Source organism: Citrobacter sedlakii (assembly GCF_018128425.1).
In the GTDB taxonomy this organism is placed as follows: Bacteria; Pseudomonadota; Gammaproteobacteria; order Enterobacterales; family Enterobacteriaceae; genus Citrobacter_A; species Citrobacter_A sedlakii.
Window position 1 is genome coordinate 350,816 of record NZ_CP071070.1, and the last position, 18,265, is coordinate 369,080.

The following is an 18,265-nucleotide window of genomic DNA, read 5'->3' on the forward strand; positions in this document are numbered from 1 at the left end:
CATGTCATCTTCTCGTCCGGTATTCCGCTCGCGCTGGCTGCCTTATCTTCTGGTCGCGCCGCAGCTGGCAATTACCCTTATTTTCTTTATCTGGCCTGCGGGCGAGGCGCTGTGGTACTCGCTGCAAAGCGTCGATCCGTTTGGGCTGTCCAGCCAGTTTGTCGGGCTGGATAACTTCGTCGCACTGTTCCATGATCGCTACTACCTCGATTCCTTCTGGACGACGGTGAAATTCAGCGCGCTGGTGACCGTCAGCGGCCTTTTGGCCTCGCTGTTTTTCGCCGCGCTGGTCGACTACGTGGTGCGCGGCAGCCGCTTGTACCAGACGCTGATGCTGCTACCTTACGCCGTCGCCCCCGCCGTCGCCGCCGTGCTGTGGATCTTTCTCTTTAACCCGGGGCGCGGGCTGATTACGCATTTTTTGGCCGAATTCGGTTATGACTGGAACCACGCCCAGAATAGCGGTCAGGCCATGTTCCTGGTGGTGTTTGCGTCGGTCTGGAAGCAAATTAGTTACAACTTCCTGTTCTTCTTCGCCGCGCTGCAGTCGATTCCCCGTTCGCTGGTGGAAGCCGCCGCCATTGACGGCGCGGGGCCGGTGCGCCGCTTCTTCAGGCTGTCGTTGCCGCTGATTGCCCCGGTGAGCTTCTTTCTGCTGGTGGTTAACCTGGTGTACGCCTTCTTCGACACCTTCCCGGTGATCGACGCCGCCACCGCCGGTGGGCCTGTGCAGGCGACCACCACGCTAATTTATAAAATTTACCGCGAAGGTTTCGCCGGGCTGGATCTGTCAGCTTCCGCCGCGCAGTCGGTGGTGCTGATGTTCCTCGTCATCATCCTCACGGTGGTGCAGTTTCGCTATGTGGAAAGTAAGGTGCGTTATCAATGATTGAGAACCGTCGCGGGCTGACGATTTTCAGCCATACCATGCTGGTTCTGGGGATTGCAGTCATCCTGTTTCCACTGTACGTGGCGTTTGTCGCGGCGACGCTGGATAACCGGGCGGTATTCGACACGCCGATGACGCTGATCCCAGGATCACACTTGATTGAAAACATGAAAAATATCTGGGTCAACGGCGTGGGCGCCAACAGCGCGCCGTTCTGGCTGATGATGCTCAACAGCTTCATCATGGCATTCGGTATTACGGTGGGCAAAATCACCGTGTCGATGCTCTCGGCCTTCGCCATCGTCTGGTTCCGCTTTCCGCTGCGTAACCTGTTCTTCTGGATGATTTTCATCACCCTGATGCTGCCGGTGGAAGTGCGTATCTTCCCGACGGTGGAAGTGATTGCCAACCTCGGAATGCTCGACAGTTACGCAGGTCTGACGTTGCCGCTGATGGCCTCGGCGACGGCCACTTTCCTGTTCCGCCAGTTCTTTATGACCCTGCCGGACGAATTAATTGAAGCCGCGCGTATCGACGGCGCGTCGCCGATGCGTTTTTTCCGCGACATCGTGCTGCCGCTGTCAAAAACCAACCTCGCGGCGCTGTTTGTCATCACCTTTATCTACGGCTGGAACCAGTATCTGTGGCCGCTACTGATTATCACCGACGTTAATCTTGGCACTACCGTGGCGGGTATTAAAGGCATGATCGCCACCGGCGAAGGCTCCACCCTCTGGAATCAGGTGATGGCGGCGATGCTGCTTACCCTTATCCCCCCGGTCGTTATCGTTTTAGCCATGCAGCGTGCGTTTGTGCGTGGTTTAGTGGACAGTGAGAAATAAGATGGCAGGTTTAAAATTACAGGCAGTAACCAAAAGCTGGGATGGCAAAACCCAGGTCATTCAGCCGCTCACCCTCGACGTGGCGGACGGGGAGTTTATCGTGATGGTCGGGCCGTCCGGCTGCGGAAAATCCACACTGCTGCGCATGGTGGCGGGGCTGGAGCGCGTGTCCTCCGGGGATATCTGGATCGACCGCCAGCGCGTCACCGAGATGGAGCCCAAAGATCGCGGTATCGCGATGGTGTTCCAGAACTACGCCCTCTATCCACACATGAGCGTGGAGGAGAACATGGCCTGGGGGCTAAAAATTCGCGGGATGGGCAAAGGCCATATTGAAGCACGGGTGAAAGAGGCGGCGCGCATTCTGGAACTGGATGGTCTGCTTAAGCGCCGCCCGCGCGAACTCTCCGGCGGCCAGCGCCAGCGCGTGGCGATGGGGCGCGCCATCGTGCGCGATCCGGCGGTGTTTCTGTTTGATGAGCCGCTCTCCAACCTCGACGCCAAACTGCGCGTGCAGATGCGCCTCGAGCTGCAACATCTGCATCGTCGCCTGAACACGACATCCCTGTATGTGACCCACGATCAGGTTGAGGCGATGACGCTTGCCCAGCGGGTGATGGTGATGAACAAAGGCATCGCCGAACAGATTGGCACGCCGGTAGAGGTGTATGAAAAACCCGCCAGCCGCTTTGTGGCGAGCTTTATCGGCAGTCCGGCAATGAACCTGCTGGACGGGCGCATCACCAGATCGGGCACGCATATTGAGCTGGAAAGTGGCATGGCGTTGCCGATTGGGGGAGACTACCGTGGTTACGCCGGGCGTAAGATGACGCTGGGTATTCGTCCGGAGCATATTGCGCTAAGCTCGCAGACGGAAGGCGGCGTGCCGCTGGTGATGGACACCCTCGAGATGCTGGGGGCTGACAATCTGGCCCACGGACGCTGGGGCGAGCAAAAGCTGGTGGTGCGCCTTACCCATCAGCAACGCCCGAAAGCAGGCAGCACGCTGTGGCTGCATCTACCGGGAAATCATTTGCATCTTTTTGACGGTGAAACAGGACAACGTGTATGAGTAACTGGCCGTATCCCCGCATCGTCGCCCACCGTGGCGGCGGTAAACTGGCGCCGGAAAACACCCTCGCAGCAATCGACGTGGGCGCCCGTTTCGGACACACCATGATTGAGTTCGACGCTAAGCTGTCAAAAGACGGCGAAATCTTTCTGCTGCACGACGATAACCTCGAGCGAACCAGCAACGGCTGGGGCGTGGCGGGTGAGCTGAACTGGCAGGATTTATTGCGTGTCGATGCGGGAAGTTGGTTCAGCGGGGAGTTTAAAGGCGAACCGCTGCCGCTGCTGGCGGATGTGGCGGACCGCTGTCGTCAACACGGTATGATGGCCAATATCGAAATCAAACCGACCACCGGCACCGGGGCGCTGACGGGAAAAGTGATTGCCCTTGCCGCGCGTGAGCTGTGGGCGGGGATGACCGCGCCATTGCTTTCATCGTTTGACATTGATGCGCTGGAGGCTGCGCAGGTTGCGGCACCGGAACTGCCCCGCGGGCTGTTGCTGGACGAATGGCGCCAGGACTGGCGCGAGTTAACCTCCCGCTTAGGCTGCGTGTCGATCCATCTCAATCATAAATTGCTCGATGAAGCGCGCGTGCGCAGTCTAAAAGACGCCGGGCTGCGCATCCTGGTGTACACCGTCAATAAACCCCAGCGCGCCGCTGAGTTGCTGCGCTGGGGCGTGGACTGCATCTGTACGGATGCCATTGATATTATCGGTCCGGACGTTACTTCTGCTGGTTAAGCATATCGCCGTTCTGCCGCTGGGGCAGCATCTTCTGACTGCTGCTCTGGCCGCCGCTTAGCATCCCGCCGCCGCTGTTGGGGAGCGGCTGTTCACGCATTTGGCCCTGCTGGATCCGTTGCTGATTGCTGTTTATCTGCGTTTGCAGATGCTGCTGCTGTTGTTGAGTCTGGGTTTTGAGCTGCTGGTTCAGCATCCCTTTCTGCTGGATCTGCTGCGACTGCATTTGCGTCTGCATCCGCTGCTGGCTGGGGATCTGATAACCCGGTTGGTTCGGGTTGTTCATGGTATTGATCGGCTGTGCGAAACAGGCAAACGGCAGTAGCGCTGTCAAAATGAAGAGTCGTTTCATCGTCATTCCTCCTGTGTGAGGTATCTCTTAAGTTTACGCCTTTCCCGGCGAAACGATGGTTATTTCAGAGTTATGCACCAGGCTTAGTGGGGCGTTGCCCGTTCAATTCTGGAGAATAACGATGATGAAACCGACGTTTTTGCGCCGGGTAGCCATTGCTGCTCTGCTCTCAGGAAGTTGTTTTAGTGTGGTAGCCGCGCCGCCAGCGCCGCCTCCGGTCTCGTACGGCGTGGAAGAGGATGTATTCCATCCCGTTCGCGCAAAGCAGGGCATGGTGGCCTCGGTGGATGCGATGGCGACAAAGGTGGGGGTGGATATCCTCAGGCAGGGCGGTAATGCCGTCGATGCCGCTGTCGCCGTAGGCTACGCGCTGGCGGTGACCCATCCGCAGGCGGGGAACCTGGGCGGCGGCGGCTTTATGCTGCTGCGCACGAAAGAGGGCACAACCACCGCCATCGATTTTCGCGAAATGGCGCCCGCTAACGCTACGCGCGATATGTTCCTTGACGATCAGGGGAATCCCGACAGTAAAAAATCGCTGACTTCGCATCTCGCGTCCGGGACGCCAGGCACCGTGGCGGGGTTTTCACTGGCGCTGGAAAAATACGGCACAATGCCGCTGAACAAAGTGGTGCGTCCGGCTATTACATTGGCGCAGGACGGCTTTGTGGTTAACGACGCGCTGGCGGAGGATCTGAAAACGTACGGCAGTGAAGTTATTCCCGGCCATGAAAACAGCAAAGCGATTTTCTGGAAGGACGGCGAGCCGCTGAAGAAAGGCGACACGCTGGTTCAGAAGAATCTGGCGAAAAGCCTGGAGATGATCGCCGAAAGCGGTCCGGATGCGTTCTATAAAGGCGCCATTGCCGATCAAATTGCCCAGGAGATGCAGAAGAACGGCGGGCTTATCACCAAAGAGGATTTAGCCAACTACAAAGCGGTGGAGCGTACGCCAATTAGCGGTGATTATCGCGGGTATCAGATCTTCTCCATGCCGCCGCCTTCATCCGGCGGGATTCATATCGTCCAAATCCTCAACATCCTGGAAAACGTCGATATGAAGAAATATGGCTTTGGCAGCGCGGACGCCATGCAAATTATGGCGGAAGCGGAAAAATACGCTTATGCCGATCGTTCGGAGTATCTGGGTGACCCGGACTTCGTGAAAGTGCCGTGGCAGGCGCTGACCAACAAAGCCTATGCCAAAACGATCGCCGACAAGATCGATATCAACAAAGCGAAACCGTCCAGCGAAATTCGCCCCGGCAAACTCGCGCCTTATGAAAGCAATCAGACCACGCATTTCTCGGTGGTGGATAAAGACGGCAACGCAGTGGCGGTGACCTATACCCTGAATACCACCTTCGGTACCGGCATCGTGGCGGGCAATACCGGCATTCTGATGAACAACGAAATGGATGACTTCTCCGCGAAACCGGGCGTGCCAAACGTCTACGGACTGGTGGGCGGCGATGCCAACGCCGTCGGGCCGAAGAAGCGCCCGTTGTCGTCGATGTCGCCAACCATCGTGGTGAAGGACGGGAAAACCTGGCTGGTGACGGGCAGCCCGGGCGGCAGCCGTATTATCACCACGGTGTTGCAGATGGTGGTCAACAGCATTGATTTTGGAATGAACGTTGCAGAGGCAACCAACGCGCCGCGCTTCCATCACCAGTGGCTACCGGATGAGCTGCGCGTGGAGAAAGGCTTTAGCCCGGATACGTTGAAGCTGCTGGAGCAAAAAGGACAAAAAGTCGTGCTGAAAGAGGCGATGGGCAGCACCCAGAGCATCATGGTTGGACCTGATGGCGAGCTGTATGGGGCTTCCGACCCACGTTCGGTGGATGATTTAACGGCGGGGTATTAACGTGTTGCCGGGTGGCGGCTTCGCCTTACCCGGCCTGCGTTTCAGTCTTATCAGTCCCGGTAGGCGTAGCGCCACCGGGCGATGTGTCACTTTATTCTTGCCATATAATACGCGTCCACATACTCGCCGTCGCGCAGGGCGTACCGCTTGCCGGTGCCTTCAATGTCAAAGCCATGCTTTTTATAGACCGCCACCGCTGGCGCATTATCGACAAACACCGTCAGTTCGATGCGATCTACCCGCAGCCAGTTATCGCACATATCGATCATCGTGCGAATCAACGCGCTGGCAACGCCGCGGTTTTGCCAGCGGGCGTCAACGCAGATGCCAAAATCGGCGACATGGCTGCGGCGCGGGCGCTGCGTAACCTCAATGCACAAATGCCCGACAACCTGCTCGTCAATGCAGGCGACAAGCTGTTTAATGCCCGGCTGGTCGGCCAGTCGCGCCTGCCACATTTCCATCGAGGGATGCGGAACCTGTAGCGTGTTGCGATACACCTCAGGCTGGGCGTGGATCTGACGAATCGCGTCATAATCTCTGGTTTCAGCGTGGCGTATCACTATTTCGCTCATTCTTGTCTCTCCGGCGGGGGTAAAGTCCCTTTTAACATCATTGACTTTCACATTGCAGTCAAATGCATTTATTTGCAAAAAGTGTTGGACAACTGCGAATGAGAATGATTATTATTGCTTTGCGTTCAGGGAGACCCTTGCGGAGAACCTGAAAGCACGACATTGCTCACATTGCTTCCAGTATTACTTTAGCCAGCCTCTGCTGGCTTTTTTTTGGGGTCTGTTTCAGCCTGGCTTACTTGTCATTTTGTCCCGGGGAAGTGCTCGTGCTTCTCACGTACATTAAGTACGCTCCGGGCCCTGCGCGCTTGCCGTGAACAAACTGACGGCGACGGCTGATTTTTTGGTTTTGCTTTTGTAGGCCGGATAAGCGTCAGCGCCATCCGGCAACGGTTTCGGGCTCTGACGTGTCGTCTTTCCCTGGTTTGCGCTAAGGTGTAGTCAATCACCTTAAAAAGGACACCTTCATGACGTTACATTGCGCATTTATTGGCTTTGGGAAAAGCACGACCCGTTATCATCTTCCTTATGTACTCAACCGTAAAGACACCTGGCACGTCGCCCATATTTACCGCCGCCGCGCGAAGCCGGAAGAACAGGCGCCGATCTATTCTCATATCCATTTCACCAGCGATCTTGATGAAGTGTTAAATGACCCGCAGGTAAAACTGGTGATTGTCTGTACCCATGCCGACAGCCATTTTGAATACGCGAAGCGTGCGCTGGAAGCAGGGAAAAACGTGCTGGTCGAAAAGCCCTTCACCCCAACCCTGGCAGAGGCCAGGGTGCTGTTTGAACTGGCGAAAAGCAAAGGACTGACGGTATCGCCGTATCAGAACCGCCGCTTTGACGCCTGCTTCCTGACCGCCAAAAAAGTCATCGAAAGCGGCAAGCTGGGGGAGATTGTCGAAATCGAAAGTCATTTCGACTACTACCGACCGGTGGCGGAAACCAAACCGGGTTTGCCGCAGGACGGCTCGTTCTACGGTCTCGGCGTGCATACTATGGACCAGATTATCTCGCTGTTTGGGCGTCCGGATCACGCCGCGTATGACATCCGTAGTCTGCGCAACAAAGCGAACCCGGACGATACCTTTGAGGCGCAGCTGTTTTACGGCGACCTGAAAGCGATCGTTAAAACCAGCCATCTGGTGAAAATCGATTACCCGAAATTTATCGTCCATGGCACCAAAGGCTCGTTTATTAAATACGGCATCGACCAGCAGGAAACCAGCCTGAAGGCCAACATCATGCCGGGTGAACCAGGGTTTGCAGCCGATGAGTCGCTGGGCGTGCTGGAGTACGTCAATGATGACGGTGTGACGGTGCGCGAAGAGGTCACGCCGGAGGTGGGGGACTATGGTCGCGTTTATGATGCGCTGTTCAAAACGATTACCCAGGGGGCGCCAAATTACGTCAAGGAATCTGAGGTTTTGACGAATCTCGAACTCCTGGAACGGGCGTTTGAGCAGGCGTCTCCGGCCACCATTACCCTTGCCAGATAAGGTTTACGGCTCCTCTATGCTTGTTCATATTTTTTGAACAGAGGAGTCAATTTTCACCCTCTATGATCGCAGCGCGATTGGGTCCACACTGACTCCATCGAAAACATCTGGGGGTGAACACAATGATCTACTTACGCAAAGCAAATGACCGCGGCCACGCCAATCATGGCTGGCTGGATTCCTGGCACACCTTTTCGTTTGCCGACTATTATGACCCGAACTTTATGGGCTTTTCGGCGCTGCGGGTGATTAACGATGACGTGATTGATGCGGGACAAGGGTTCGGTACCCATCCGCATAAAGACATGGAGATCCTGACCTACGTGCTGGAAGGCGCAGTAGAACACCAGGACAGCATGGGCAACAAAGAGCAGGTGCCAGCCGGTGAATTCCAGATCATGAGCGCGGGAACAGGGGTACGTCACTCTGAGTACAACCCGAGCAAAACGGATCGTCTGCGTCTTTACCAGATCTGGATCATCCCGGAAACAACCGGCATAACGCCGCGTTACGAACAGCGTCGTTTCGATGCCACGCAGGGGAAACAACTGGTGCTGTCGCCGGATGCCCGCGACGGTTCGCTGAAAGTGTATCAGGATATGGAACTGTACCGCTGGGCGCTGGTAAAAGACGAGCAGTCGGTGCATCAGATTGCCGCAGAACGCCGCGTCTGGATCCAGGTGGTGAAAGGCGAGGTGACGATAAACGGCACCAAAGCGACCACCAGCGACGGTCTGGCGATTTGGGATGAACAAGCGATCTCAATTCATGCCGACAGCGATAGTGAAGTGCTGCTGTTTGACTTACCGCCAGTATAAATCGACATCACCCTGCCCAACGAGGGCTTACAGGCCGGATGCGACGTGAAAACGTCGCTATCCGGCTTTTTTCGTTTGTCATTAATTCTTCACGTCCGTGGTAAACTGGGAAAATCTATCCCTTTTATATCTTTCAGGACGATGAAAAAGAAAAGACCCGTACTTCAGGATGTCGCCGACCGCGTAGGCGTGACCAAAATGACGGTCAGCCGCTTTTTGCGTAACCCGGAGCAGGTCTCCGTCGCGCTACGCGGCAAGATCGCCGCTGCACTTGATGAACTGGGTTACATTCCCAATCGCGCCCCTGATATTCTTTCAAACGCCACCAGCCGGGCGATCGGCGTGTTGCTGCCTTCATTAACCAACCAGGTCTTCGCTGAAGTGCTGCGCGGGATTGAGGCGGTGACGGATGCCCACGGCTACCAGACTATGCTCGCGCACTACGGCTATAAGCCGGAAATGGAACAGGAGCGCCTGGAGTCGATGCTTTCCTGGAATATCGACGGTCTGATTCTGACCGAACGTACCCATACTCCGCGCACCCTGAAAATGATAGAAGTGGCAGGTATCCCGGTGGTTGAACTGATGGACAGCCAGTCGCCGTGTCTGGACATCGCCGTCGGCTTTGACAACTTTGAAGCTGCCCGTCAGATGACTGCCGCGATTATTGCCCGCGGGCATCGTCATATCGCCTATCTTGGCGCGCGTCTCGACGAACGTACTATCATCAAACAGAAGGGGTATGAGCAGGCGATGCGGGATGCAGGCCTGGTGCCTTACAGTGTGATGGTTGAGCAGTCTTCATCTTACTCGTCGGGGATCGAACTGATCCGCCAGGCGCGCCGCGAATATCCGCAGCTTGACGGGATCTTCTGTACCAACGATGACCTGGCGGTCGGGGCGGCGTTTGAATGCCAGCGCCTGGGGCTTTCAATCCCGCGTGATATGGCGATTGCCGGGTTCCACGGTCATGATATTGGACAGGTGATGGAACCGCGTCTGGCCAGCGTCCTGACGCCGCGTGAACGGATGGGCAGCATTGGCGCAGAGCGCCTGCTGGCTCGCATCCGTGGTGAAAGCGTGACGCCGAAAATGTTAGATTTAGGTTTCACCTTGTCACCGGGCGGATCTATTTAAGCCAACAAATTTGAAGTAGCTCACACTTATTCACTTCTGGCACGTTTGGACATTGCGTCCAGGTTTGTCCGGTCGGACAATGTTACCGATAACAGTTACCCGTAACAATTCCTGAACTTTGTACTGTGAGGGCACCACTTTGAGCACGACTAACCATGATCACCACGTTTACGTTCTGATGGGCGTATCGGGCAGCGGCAAATCCGCTGTCGCAAGCGAAGTGGCGCATCAACTTCATGCCGCGTTCCTTGACGGCGATTTTCTCCATCCGCGTAGCAACATTGAGAAAATGGCCTCTGGCGAACCCTTAAATGACGACGACCGTAAACCGTGGCTGCAGGCGCTGAACGACGCCGCGTTTGCCATGCAGCGTACCAACAAAGTGTCGCTGATCGTCTGTTCCGCGCTGAAAAAACACTACCGCGACATCCTGCGCGACGGTAATCCAAACCTTTCTTTTATCTACCTGAAAGGCGATTTCGACGTCATTGAAAGCCGTCTGAAGGCGCGTAAAGGCCATTTCTTCAAAACGCAGATGCTGGTGACACAATTCGACACGTTGCAGGAACCGGACGCTGACGAGAAAGACGTGCTGGTGGTGGATATCGATCAGCCGCTGGACGGTGTTGTTGCAAGCACCATCGAGGTCATTACTAAAAGGCAGTAAGTTTTGAGTACATTAACGCTTGTTTTAACAGCAGTAGGCTCCGTTTTACTGCTGTTGTTTTTAGTGATGAAGGCGCGAATGCATGCCTTCGTTGCTTTGATGGTGGTGTCTATTGGCGCAGGGCTCTTTTCCGGTATGCCGCTCGATAAAATTGCAGCGACGATGGAAAAGGGAATGGGCGGTACGCTTGGCTTCCTGGCCATTGTGGTCGCGCTGGGCGCTATGTTCGGTAAGATCCTGCATGAAACGGGCGCGGTCGATCAGATCGCCGTCAAGATGCTGAAATCCTTTGGTCACAGCCGCGCGCACTATGCGATTGGCCTGGCCGGTCTGATCTGCGCGCTGCCGTTGTTCTTTGAAGTGGCGATCGTGTTGCTGATTAGCGTCGCGTTTTCGATGGCGCGTCATACCGGCACCAATCTGGTGAAGCTGGTGATCCCGCTGTTTGCCGGGGTTGCGGCGGCTGCGGCCTTCCTGCTGCCCGGGCCTGCGCCGATGCTGCTGGCTTCACAAATGCACGCCGACTTTGGCTGGATGATCCTGATTGGCCTGTGCGCCGCGATTCCGGGAATGATTATCGCCGGGCCGCTGTGGGGCAACTTCATCAGCCGTTTTGTGGAGCTGCGCATACCCGACGATATTACCGAGCCACACCTCGGCGAAGGCAAGATGCCATCCTTTGGCTTCAGCCTGTCGTTGATCCTGCTGCCGCTGGTGCTGGTGGGGCTGAAAACCATCGCCGCGCGCTTTGTACCGGAAGGGTCAACGGCTTACGAATGGTTTGAATTTATCGGCCATCCGTTCACCGCGATTCTGGTTGCTTGTCTGGTGGCGATCTATGGCCTGGCGATGCGTCAGGGAATGCCAAAAGATAAAGTAATGGAAATCTGCGGTCACGCGCTGCAGCCGGCGGGGATTATTCTGCTGGTGATTGGCGCAGGCGGCGTGTTTAAGCAGGTGCTGGTGGATTCCGGCGTGGGCCCGGCGCTGGGGGAAGCGTTGACCGGCATGGGCTTGCCGATTGCCATTACCTGCTTCGTACTGGCCGCGGCAGTGCGCATCATTCAGGGTTCCGCGACGGTGGCCTGTCTGACGGCGGTGGGGCTGGTGATGCCGGTGATTGAACAACTGAACTTCTCCGGTGCGCAGATGGCGGCATTGTCTATCTGTATCGCGGGCGGTTCGATTGTTGTCAGCCACGTTAACGACGCCGGTTTCTGGCTGTTCGGTAAATTCACCGGTGCGACCGAAGCGCAAACGCTGAAGACCTGGACGATGATGGAAACCATCCTCGGTACTGTCGGCGCGATCGTCGGGATGATTGCCTTCCAGCTATTGAGCTGATTACTGTGCCCGGTGGCGCTTGCGCTTGCCGGGCCTGAGTACTGCATAGGTTGAAACCGTAGCACCCCCGCCGTTTTATCACCCCTTCATCCACATCCGGATACCGTCGAGGAACATCTGGGTCGCCATCATCACCAGAATCAACCCCATCAGGCGCTCCAGCGCGTTTACGCCTTTTTCGCCAAGCAGGCGCAGGAACAGCGATGACTGCATCAGAATGGCAAACGTGCCGCCCCAGGCCAGCAGCAGAGCAATGACCAGATGTCCCATCTGGTTTGGATATTGATGTGACAGCAGCATTAACGTCGCCAGAATGGTCGGACCGGCCACCAGCGGGATGGCCAGCGGCACGATAAAGGGCTCTTCACCCGCCGGTAACCCCGCGCTGTTGCCCGACGCGCTGGGGAAAATCATTTTAATGGCGATCAGGAACAGGATAATCCCTCCGGAGATGGACACTGTTTCGGCGCGTAAATTGAGAAAAGCGAGAATTTTCTCGCCCGCGAAAAGAAAAATCAGCATCAGCAGCAGCGCGATAAACAGCTCGCGAACCATAATCGCGCGACGCCGTTTTGGCTCGGTATGTTTCAGTACGGACATGAAGATAGGCAGATTACCGAGCGGATCCATAATCAGGATCAATAAAACTGCTGCTGAAATGATTTCATTCATAACTCAAATTCCCTGATAATTGCCGCGGACTTTCTGCTTGCTAACGCAGCGGGATAAGTCGCATTACTGATGGCATCGCTATCATTGATTAATTTCACTTGCGACTTTGGCTGCTTTTTGTATGGTGAAGGATAAGCCAGTAGGACACTGGTTAGCATACACAGCACACATCTCTGCAGGAAAAAACGCTATGAAAAATGTTGGTTTTATCGGCTGGCGCGGTATGGTCGGCTCTGTTCTCATGCAACGCATGGTTGAAGAGCGCGACTTCGACGCCATTCGCCCTGTTTTCTTTTCGACTTCTCAGCTGGGTCTGGCTGCGCCGACGTTTGGCGGCACCACCGGCACACTTCAGGACGCATTCGATCTCGAGGCGCTGAAGGCGCTCGACATTATTGTGACCTGCCAGGGCGGCGATTATACCAACGAAATTTATCCAAAGCTGCGTGAAAGCGGGTGGCAGGGCTACTGGATTGACGCCGCCTCCTCGCTGCGTATGAAAGATGACGCCATCATCATTCTCGACCCGGTTAACCAGGATGTCATCAACGACGGCCTGAATAAAGGCATCAAAACGTTTGTCGGCGGTAACTGTACCGTCAGCCTGATGCTGATGTCGCTGGGCGGCCTGTTTGCTAACGACCTGGTGGACTGGGTGTCTGTTGCCACTTACCAGGCGGCTTCCGGCGGCGGCGCGCGGCATATGCGTGAGTTGCTCAACCAGATGGGCCAACTGCATAACCACGTGGCGGATGAACTGGCGACCCCTTCTTCAGCGATTCTCGATATCGAACGTAAAGTCACCCATCTTACCCGCAGCGGCGATCTGCCGGTGGATAACTTTGGCGTACCGCTGGCAGGCAGCCTGATCCCGTGGATCGACAAACAGCTCGATAACGGCCAGAGCCGCGAAGAGTGGAAGGGCCAGGCGGAAACCAACAAAATTCTCAATACCGCTTCCGTGATCCCGGTGGATGGCCTTTGTGTGCGCGTGGGCGCGCTGCGCTGCCATAGCCAGGCTTTCACCATTAAATTGAAAAAAGATGTGTCTATTCCGACCGTGGAAGCACTGCTGGCGGCGCACAATCCGTGGGCCAAAGTCGTGCCAAACGATCGGGATATAACCCTGCGCGAACTGACCCCGGCGGCCGTTACCGGTACGCTGACCACGCCAGTGGGCCGTCTGCGTAAGCTGAATATGGGACCGGAGTTCCTGTCAGCCTTTACCGTGGGCGACCAGCTGCTGTGGGGCGCGGCGGAACCGCTGCGCCGGATGCTGCGCCAACTGGCGTAACCGTGAATTGCCCGATCGCGCTTTGCGTATCGGGCCTGCGGGTGATCCGCAAAAATTTGTCAAAGTGTTATCCAGGGTGCTGAGTCACCCTTTTTTATGCGTTATACAGGAGTAATCGCAGATGTTTCATTTTTTCACAGGAGTTAATTAAAGCGTTGGCTATTCTTTAAAGGTGCCCTGATACCTCCACGGTATTACGGTTTTGCCTGAAGCCAGGACGGCGCAGAGAGGATGCACAATTGTGCTGCGCTGTTAAAGTTAAAAAAGCGTCTCCGCCCGATGCCACAAGCAGCGGGAAAGGGAGGCTGTAAAACAGGATGACAACCATGTCCGTTCGTATCGATAGAGACGTGATTAACGCGCTAATTGCAGGCCATTTTGCGGATCCTTTTTCCGTACTCGGAATGCACCAGACCCCTGCCGGACTTGAAGTCCGCGCTCTGTTACCTGACGCCACCGAAGTGTGGGTCATTGAACCGAAAACCGGACGTAAAGTCGGCAAACTCGAATGCCTTGACTCGCGCGGTTTCTTCAGCGGCGTATTACCGCGTCGTAAAAATCCTTTTCGCTATCAGCTTGCGGTTGTCTGGCACGGCCAGCAGAACCTGATTGACGATCCCTACCGTTTTGGTCCATTGATTCAGGAGATGGATGCCTGGCTGCTGTCGGAAGGCACCCATCTTCGTCCGTATGAAACCCTCGGCGCCCATGCGGATACGATGGATGGCGTGACCGGAACCCGCTTCTCGGTGTGGGCGCCGAACGCCCGACGCGTCTCGGTTGTGGGGCAATTTAACTACTGGGATGGACGTCGTCATCCGATGCGCCTGCGCAAAGAGAGCGGCATTTGGGAGCTGTTTATTCCGGGCGCGCAGAACGGTCAGCTGTATAAATACGAAATGATCGACGCCAACGGCAATCTGCGCGTGAAAGCCGATCCTTACGCGTTTGAAGCGCAGATGCGCCCGGATACCGCCTCGCTGATTTGCGGGCTGCCGGAAAAGGTTGAGCAAACCGAAGAGCGCAAAAAAGCCAATCAATTCGATGCGCCTATTTCCATTTATGAAGTGCACCTTGGGTCGTGGCGTCGTCATACCGACAACAATTTCTGGCTGAGCTACCGTGAGCTGGCGGACCAGCTTGTCCCGTACGTGAAGTGGATGGGCTTTACCCATATTGAGCTGTTGCCCGTTAACGAGCATCCGTTCGACGGCAGTTGGGGCTATCAGCCCACCGGTTTGTATGCGCCGACCCGTCGCTTCGGTACCCGCGATGATTTCCGCTATTTCATCAACGCCGCGCATAACGCCGGGCTGAACGTTATTCTCGACTGGGTGCCGGGTCATTTCCCCTCCGACGACTTTGGCCTGGCGGAATTTGACGGCACGAAGCTGTACGAACACAGCGACCCGCGGGAAGGCTATCACCAGGACTGGAACACGCTGATCTACAACTACGGACGCCGTGAAGTCAGCAACTATCTGGTCGGCAACGCCCTGTACTGGATTGAACGCTTCGGCATTGACGCCCTGCGCGTGGATGCGGTGGCGTCGATGATCTACCGCGACTACAGCCGGAAAGAGGGAGAGTGGATCCCGAACGAGTTCGGCGGACGGGAGAACCTGGAAGCGATCGAATTTTTACGCAATACCAACCGGATCCTTGGCGAACAAGTGCCGGGCGCGGTGAGCATGGCGGAAGAATCCACCGACTTCGCCGGTGTGTCCCGTCCGCAGGACATGGGCGGGTTGGGATTCTGGTACAAATGGAATCTTGGCTGGATGCACGACACCCTCGACTACATGAAACTGGATCCGGTCTATCGTCAGTATCACCACGATAAACTGACGTTTGGCATGCTCTACAACTACACCGAAAACTTTGTGTTGCCGCTGTCGCATGACGAAGTGGTTCACGGCAAGAAATCGATTCTCGACCGTATGCCGGGCGATGCATGGCAGAAGTTCGCCAACCTGCGCGCCTACTACGGCTGGATGTGGGCCTTCCCTGGCAAAAAACTGCTGTTTATGGGCAACGAATTCGCCCAGGGCCGCGAATGGAACCACGACGCCAGTCTCGACTGGCATCTGCTGGAAGGGGGCGACAACTGGCATCATGGCGTCCAGCGGCTGGTACGCGACCTCAACCACACTTACCGACACCATAAAGCGTTGCACGAACTCGATTTTGACAGCTATGGTTTTGAATGGCTGGTGGTGGATGACAACGCGCGCTCGGTGCTGATTTTTGTGCGCCGCGATAAGGTCGGCAACGAAATTATTGTTGCCAGTAACTTCACCCCGGTGCCGCGCCACGATTATCGCTTTGGCGTAAATCAGCCGGGCAAATGGCGTGAAATCCTCAACACCGACTCGATGCATTACCACGGCAGCAACGCGGGTAACGGCGGTGTCGTGCAAACCGACAACATCGGCAGCCACGGACGTCCGCAGTCGTTGAGCCTCACCCTGCCGCCGCTGGCGACCATCTGGCTGGTTCGGGAGGGGGAATGAGCCAACTGGAGACGGGCAATGCGACGCCTCACGGCGCGACGTATGACGGGCATGGCGTGAACTTCACGCTGTTCTCCGCCCATGCCGAGCGCGTCGAGCTGTGCGTGTTTGACCCGCAGGGTAACGAGCAGCGCTACGATCTGCCTGCGCGTACTGGCGATATCTGGCACGGCTATTTGCCCGACGCGCGCCCCGGTCTGCGCTATGGTTATCGCGTGCATGGCCCATGGGCGCCTGCTCAGGGGCACCGCTTTAATCCGGCAAAGTTGCTGATTGACCCCTGCGCGCGGCGCGTTGAGGGAGATTTTAAAGACAACCCGCTGTTCCATGCGGGTTATGACGCACCGGATCATCGCGATAACGTCGCCATCGCAGCGAAGTGCGTGGTAACCGCCGATAACTATGACTGGGAAGGCGATACGCCACCCCGCACGCCGTGGGGCAAGAGCGTGATCTACGAAGCCCATGTCAAAGGCTTAACGTATCTGCATCCACAGATCCCGGCGGCGATCCGCGGTACTTATCGGGCGCTCGGCCATCCGGTGATGATCGCGCATTTTAAGCGTCTCGGGATCACCGCGCTGGAACTGCTGCCGGTGGCGCATTTCGCCAGCGAACCGCGTCTGCAACGGTTGGGGCTTTCGAATTACTGGGGCTACAACCCGGTAGCGCTGTTTGCGCTGCATCCGTCCTATGCCTGTTCGCCCGAAACGGCGCTCGACGAGTTTCGCGATGCGGTCAAAGCGCTGCACAACGCCGGTATTGAAGTCATTCTCGACATCGTGCTGAACCACAGCGCCGAGCTGGATCTGGACGGACCTCTCTTCTCCCTGCGCGGAATCGACAACCGTAGCTATTATTGGATAAGGGACGATGGTGATTACCACAACTGGACCGGCTGCGGCAACACGTTGAATCTCAGTCAGCCCAGCGTGGTGACATATGCTTGCGAATGCCTGCGCTATTGGGTAGAGACCTGCCATGTAGACGGTTTCCGTTTTGATCTGGCGTCGGTCATGGGCCGCACGCCGGCGTTTCGTCAGGATGCGCCATTGTTTACGGCCATCAAAAATTGTCCGGTGCTTTCCCGCGTGAAGCTGATAGCAGAACCGTGGGACATTGGCGAAGGCGGGTATCAGGTGGGCAACTTCCCGCCGCCGTTTGCGGAGTGGAACGACCATTTTCGCGACGCCACGCGCCGCTTTTGGCTACGGCAAAACCTGTCGCTCGGCGAATTCGCCGGACGCGTTGCCGCCTCCAGCGACGTGTTTAAACGTGACGGACGTCTGCCCAGCGCGTCGGTCAATCTGGTGACGGCCCATGACGGTTTCACGCTCAGGGACTGCGTTTGTTTCAACCAGAAACACAATGAGGCGAACGGAGAGGAAAATCGGGACGGAACCGACAACAACCAGAGTAATAATCATGGTAAAGAAGGGTTAGGCGGGACGCTGGATGTGGTTGAGCGTCGGCGCGACAGCATTCACGCGCTGTTGACGACGCTGCTGCTGTCACAGGGAACGCCGATGCTGCTGGCGGGCGATGAACAGGGTCACAGCCAGCACGGCAACAATAACGCCTATTGCCAGGACAATGCGCTGACCTGGCTGGACTGGTCGCAGGCAAGCGACGGTTTGATCGACTTTACCGCCGCGTTGATACATCTGCGCCAGCAAATCCCCGCGCTGGTGGACGACCGCTGGTGGGAAGAGGGCGATGGCAATGTGCGCTGGCTTAACCGCTTCGCGCAGCCTTTAAGCGCAAACGAGTGGCAGAACGGCGCCAGACAGATGCAAATCCTGCTGTCGGGCCGTTTTCTCATCACGATCAATGCCACCACTGAAGTGGCTGAAATTGTATTACCTGACGGGGAGTGGCGCGCTGTTCCCCCATTTGCCGGTGAGGATCATCCGGTGATTACGGCTGTCTGGCCGGGACCTGCGCACGGATTGTGTGTGTTCCAGAGAGGATAAAA

The 18,265-nt window shown here is 56.4% G+C and carries 16 protein-coding genes; 13 read left to right on the plus strand and 3 right to left on the minus strand.

What is annotated here, in order from left to right:
* The first annotated feature begins 1 nt into the window (after window position 1).
* Genes ugpA through ugpQ form a run of 4 tightly spaced genes read left to right on the plus strand, consistent with a single transcriptional unit; the run spans window position 2 to window position 3,546 of the window.
* Window positions 2–889 carry a sn-glycerol-3-phosphate ABC transporter permease UgpA gene (gene ugpA / locus JY391_RS01645; protein WP_042286499.1) on the plus strand — a complete coding sequence of 296 codons (888 nt, stop codon included), beginning with the start codon at window positions 2–4 and terminating at the stop codon, window positions 887–889.
* Window positions 886–1,731, plus strand: coding sequence for a sn-glycerol-3-phosphate ABC transporter permease UgpE (gene ugpE / locus JY391_RS01650; protein WP_042286496.1), 846 nt, complete (start codon window positions 886–888; stop codon window positions 1,729–1,731). Before ugpA ends, ugpE begins: the two co-directional genes overlap by 4 nt.
* A gap of 1 nt (window position 1,732) precedes the next feature.
* The gene (locus tag JY391_RS01655; protein ID WP_181822404.1) at window positions 1,733–2,803 is read left to right on the plus strand and encodes a sn-glycerol-3-phosphate import ATP-binding protein UgpC; all 1,071 of its coding nucleotides are present in this window, start codon (window positions 1,733–1,735) and stop codon (window positions 2,801–2,803) included.
* Window positions 2,800–3,546, plus strand: coding sequence for a glycerophosphodiester phosphodiesterase (gene ugpQ, locus JY391_RS01660; RefSeq protein ID WP_211935134.1), 747 nt, complete (start codon window positions 2,800–2,802; stop codon window positions 3,544–3,546). Before JY391_RS01655 ends, ugpQ begins: the two co-directional genes overlap by 4 nt.
* On the opposite strand, the gene JY391_RS01665 is transcribed toward ugpQ, so the two are convergent.
* Entirely contained in the window at window positions 3,530–3,898 is a 369-nt protein-coding gene (locus tag JY391_RS01665; protein WP_042286487.1) for a DUF2756 family protein, read from the minus strand. The two genes, ugpQ and JY391_RS01665, sit on opposite strands and share 17 nt — an antisense overlap.
* Before the next feature lie 121 nt (window positions 3,899–4,019).
* On the opposite strand from JY391_RS01665, the gene ggt reads away from it, so the two are divergent.
* A complete protein-coding gene (ggt, locus tag JY391_RS01670; protein ID WP_211935135.1) occupies window positions 4,020–5,765 on the plus strand; it encodes a gamma-glutamyltransferase in 1,746 nt (581 codons plus the stop codon).
* Between the two features lie 86 nt (window positions 5,766–5,851).
* On the opposite strand, the gene yhhY is transcribed toward ggt, so the two are convergent.
* Window positions 5,852–6,340, minus strand: coding sequence for an N-acetyltransferase (yhhY, locus tag JY391_RS01675; RefSeq protein WP_181822408.1), 489 nt, complete (start codon window positions 6,338–6,340; stop codon window positions 5,852–5,854).
* Window positions 6,341–6,807: 467 nt separating this feature from the next.
* Here yhhY and JY391_RS01680 point away from each other — a divergent pair, with 467 nt between their 5' ends.
* From JY391_RS01680 to gntU, 5 genes are all read left to right on the plus strand, one after another.
* Complete coding sequence (locus JY391_RS01680; protein ID WP_200035592.1) at window positions 6,808–7,845, plus strand: oxidoreductase; 1,038 nt, start codon at window positions 6,808–6,810, stop codon at window positions 7,843–7,845.
* A 122-nt stretch (window positions 7,846–7,967) separates the two neighbouring features.
* Entirely contained in the window at window positions 7,968–8,663 is a 696-nt protein-coding gene (locus JY391_RS01685) for a pirin family protein (protein WP_042286476.1), read from the plus strand.
* Between the two features lie 141 nt (window positions 8,664–8,804).
* Complete coding sequence (gene gntR / locus JY391_RS01690) at window positions 8,805–9,800, plus strand: gluconate operon transcriptional repressor GntR (RefSeq protein ID WP_042286472.1); 996 nt, start codon at window positions 8,805–8,807, stop codon at window positions 9,798–9,800.
* Window positions 9,801–9,939: 139 nt separating this feature from the next.
* Complete coding sequence (gntK, locus tag JY391_RS01695; protein ID WP_042286469.1) at window positions 9,940–10,467, plus strand: gluconokinase; 528 nt, start codon at window positions 9,940–9,942, stop codon at window positions 10,465–10,467.
* Between the two features lie 3 nt (window positions 10,468–10,470).
* Window positions 10,471–11,811: a gluconate transporter gene (gntU, locus tag JY391_RS01700; RefSeq protein WP_042286465.1), complete on the plus strand. Its 1,341-nt coding sequence runs from the start codon at window positions 10,471–10,473 to the stop codon at window positions 11,809–11,811.
* Between the two features lie 78 nt (window positions 11,812–11,889).
* Here gntU and yhgN read toward each other — a convergent pair whose 3' ends face one another.
* Entirely contained in the window at window positions 11,890–12,483 is a 594-nt protein-coding gene (gene yhgN, locus JY391_RS01705; protein ID WP_012908322.1) for an NAAT family transporter YhgN, read from the minus strand.
* A gap of 190 nt (window positions 12,484–12,673) precedes the next feature.
* Here yhgN and asd point away from each other — a divergent pair, with 190 nt between their 5' ends.
* From asd to glgX, 3 genes are all read left to right on the plus strand, one after another.
* Complete coding sequence (asd, locus tag JY391_RS01710) at window positions 12,674–13,777, plus strand: aspartate-semialdehyde dehydrogenase (RefSeq protein WP_042286462.1); 1,104 nt, start codon at window positions 12,674–12,676, stop codon at window positions 13,775–13,777.
* A 326-nt stretch (window positions 13,778–14,103) separates the two neighbouring features.
* Entirely contained in the window at window positions 14,104–16,290 is a 2,187-nt protein-coding gene (gene glgB, locus JY391_RS01715) for a 1,4-alpha-glucan branching enzyme (RefSeq protein ID WP_042286460.1), read from the plus strand.
* Window positions 16,287–18,263 carry a glycogen debranching protein GlgX gene (gene glgX / locus JY391_RS01720; protein WP_211935136.1) on the plus strand — a complete coding sequence of 659 codons (1,977 nt, stop codon included), beginning with the start codon at window positions 16,287–16,289 and terminating at the stop codon, window positions 18,261–18,263. Before glgB ends, glgX begins: the two co-directional genes overlap by 4 nt.
* Window positions 18,264–18,265 lie beyond the last annotated feature (2 nt).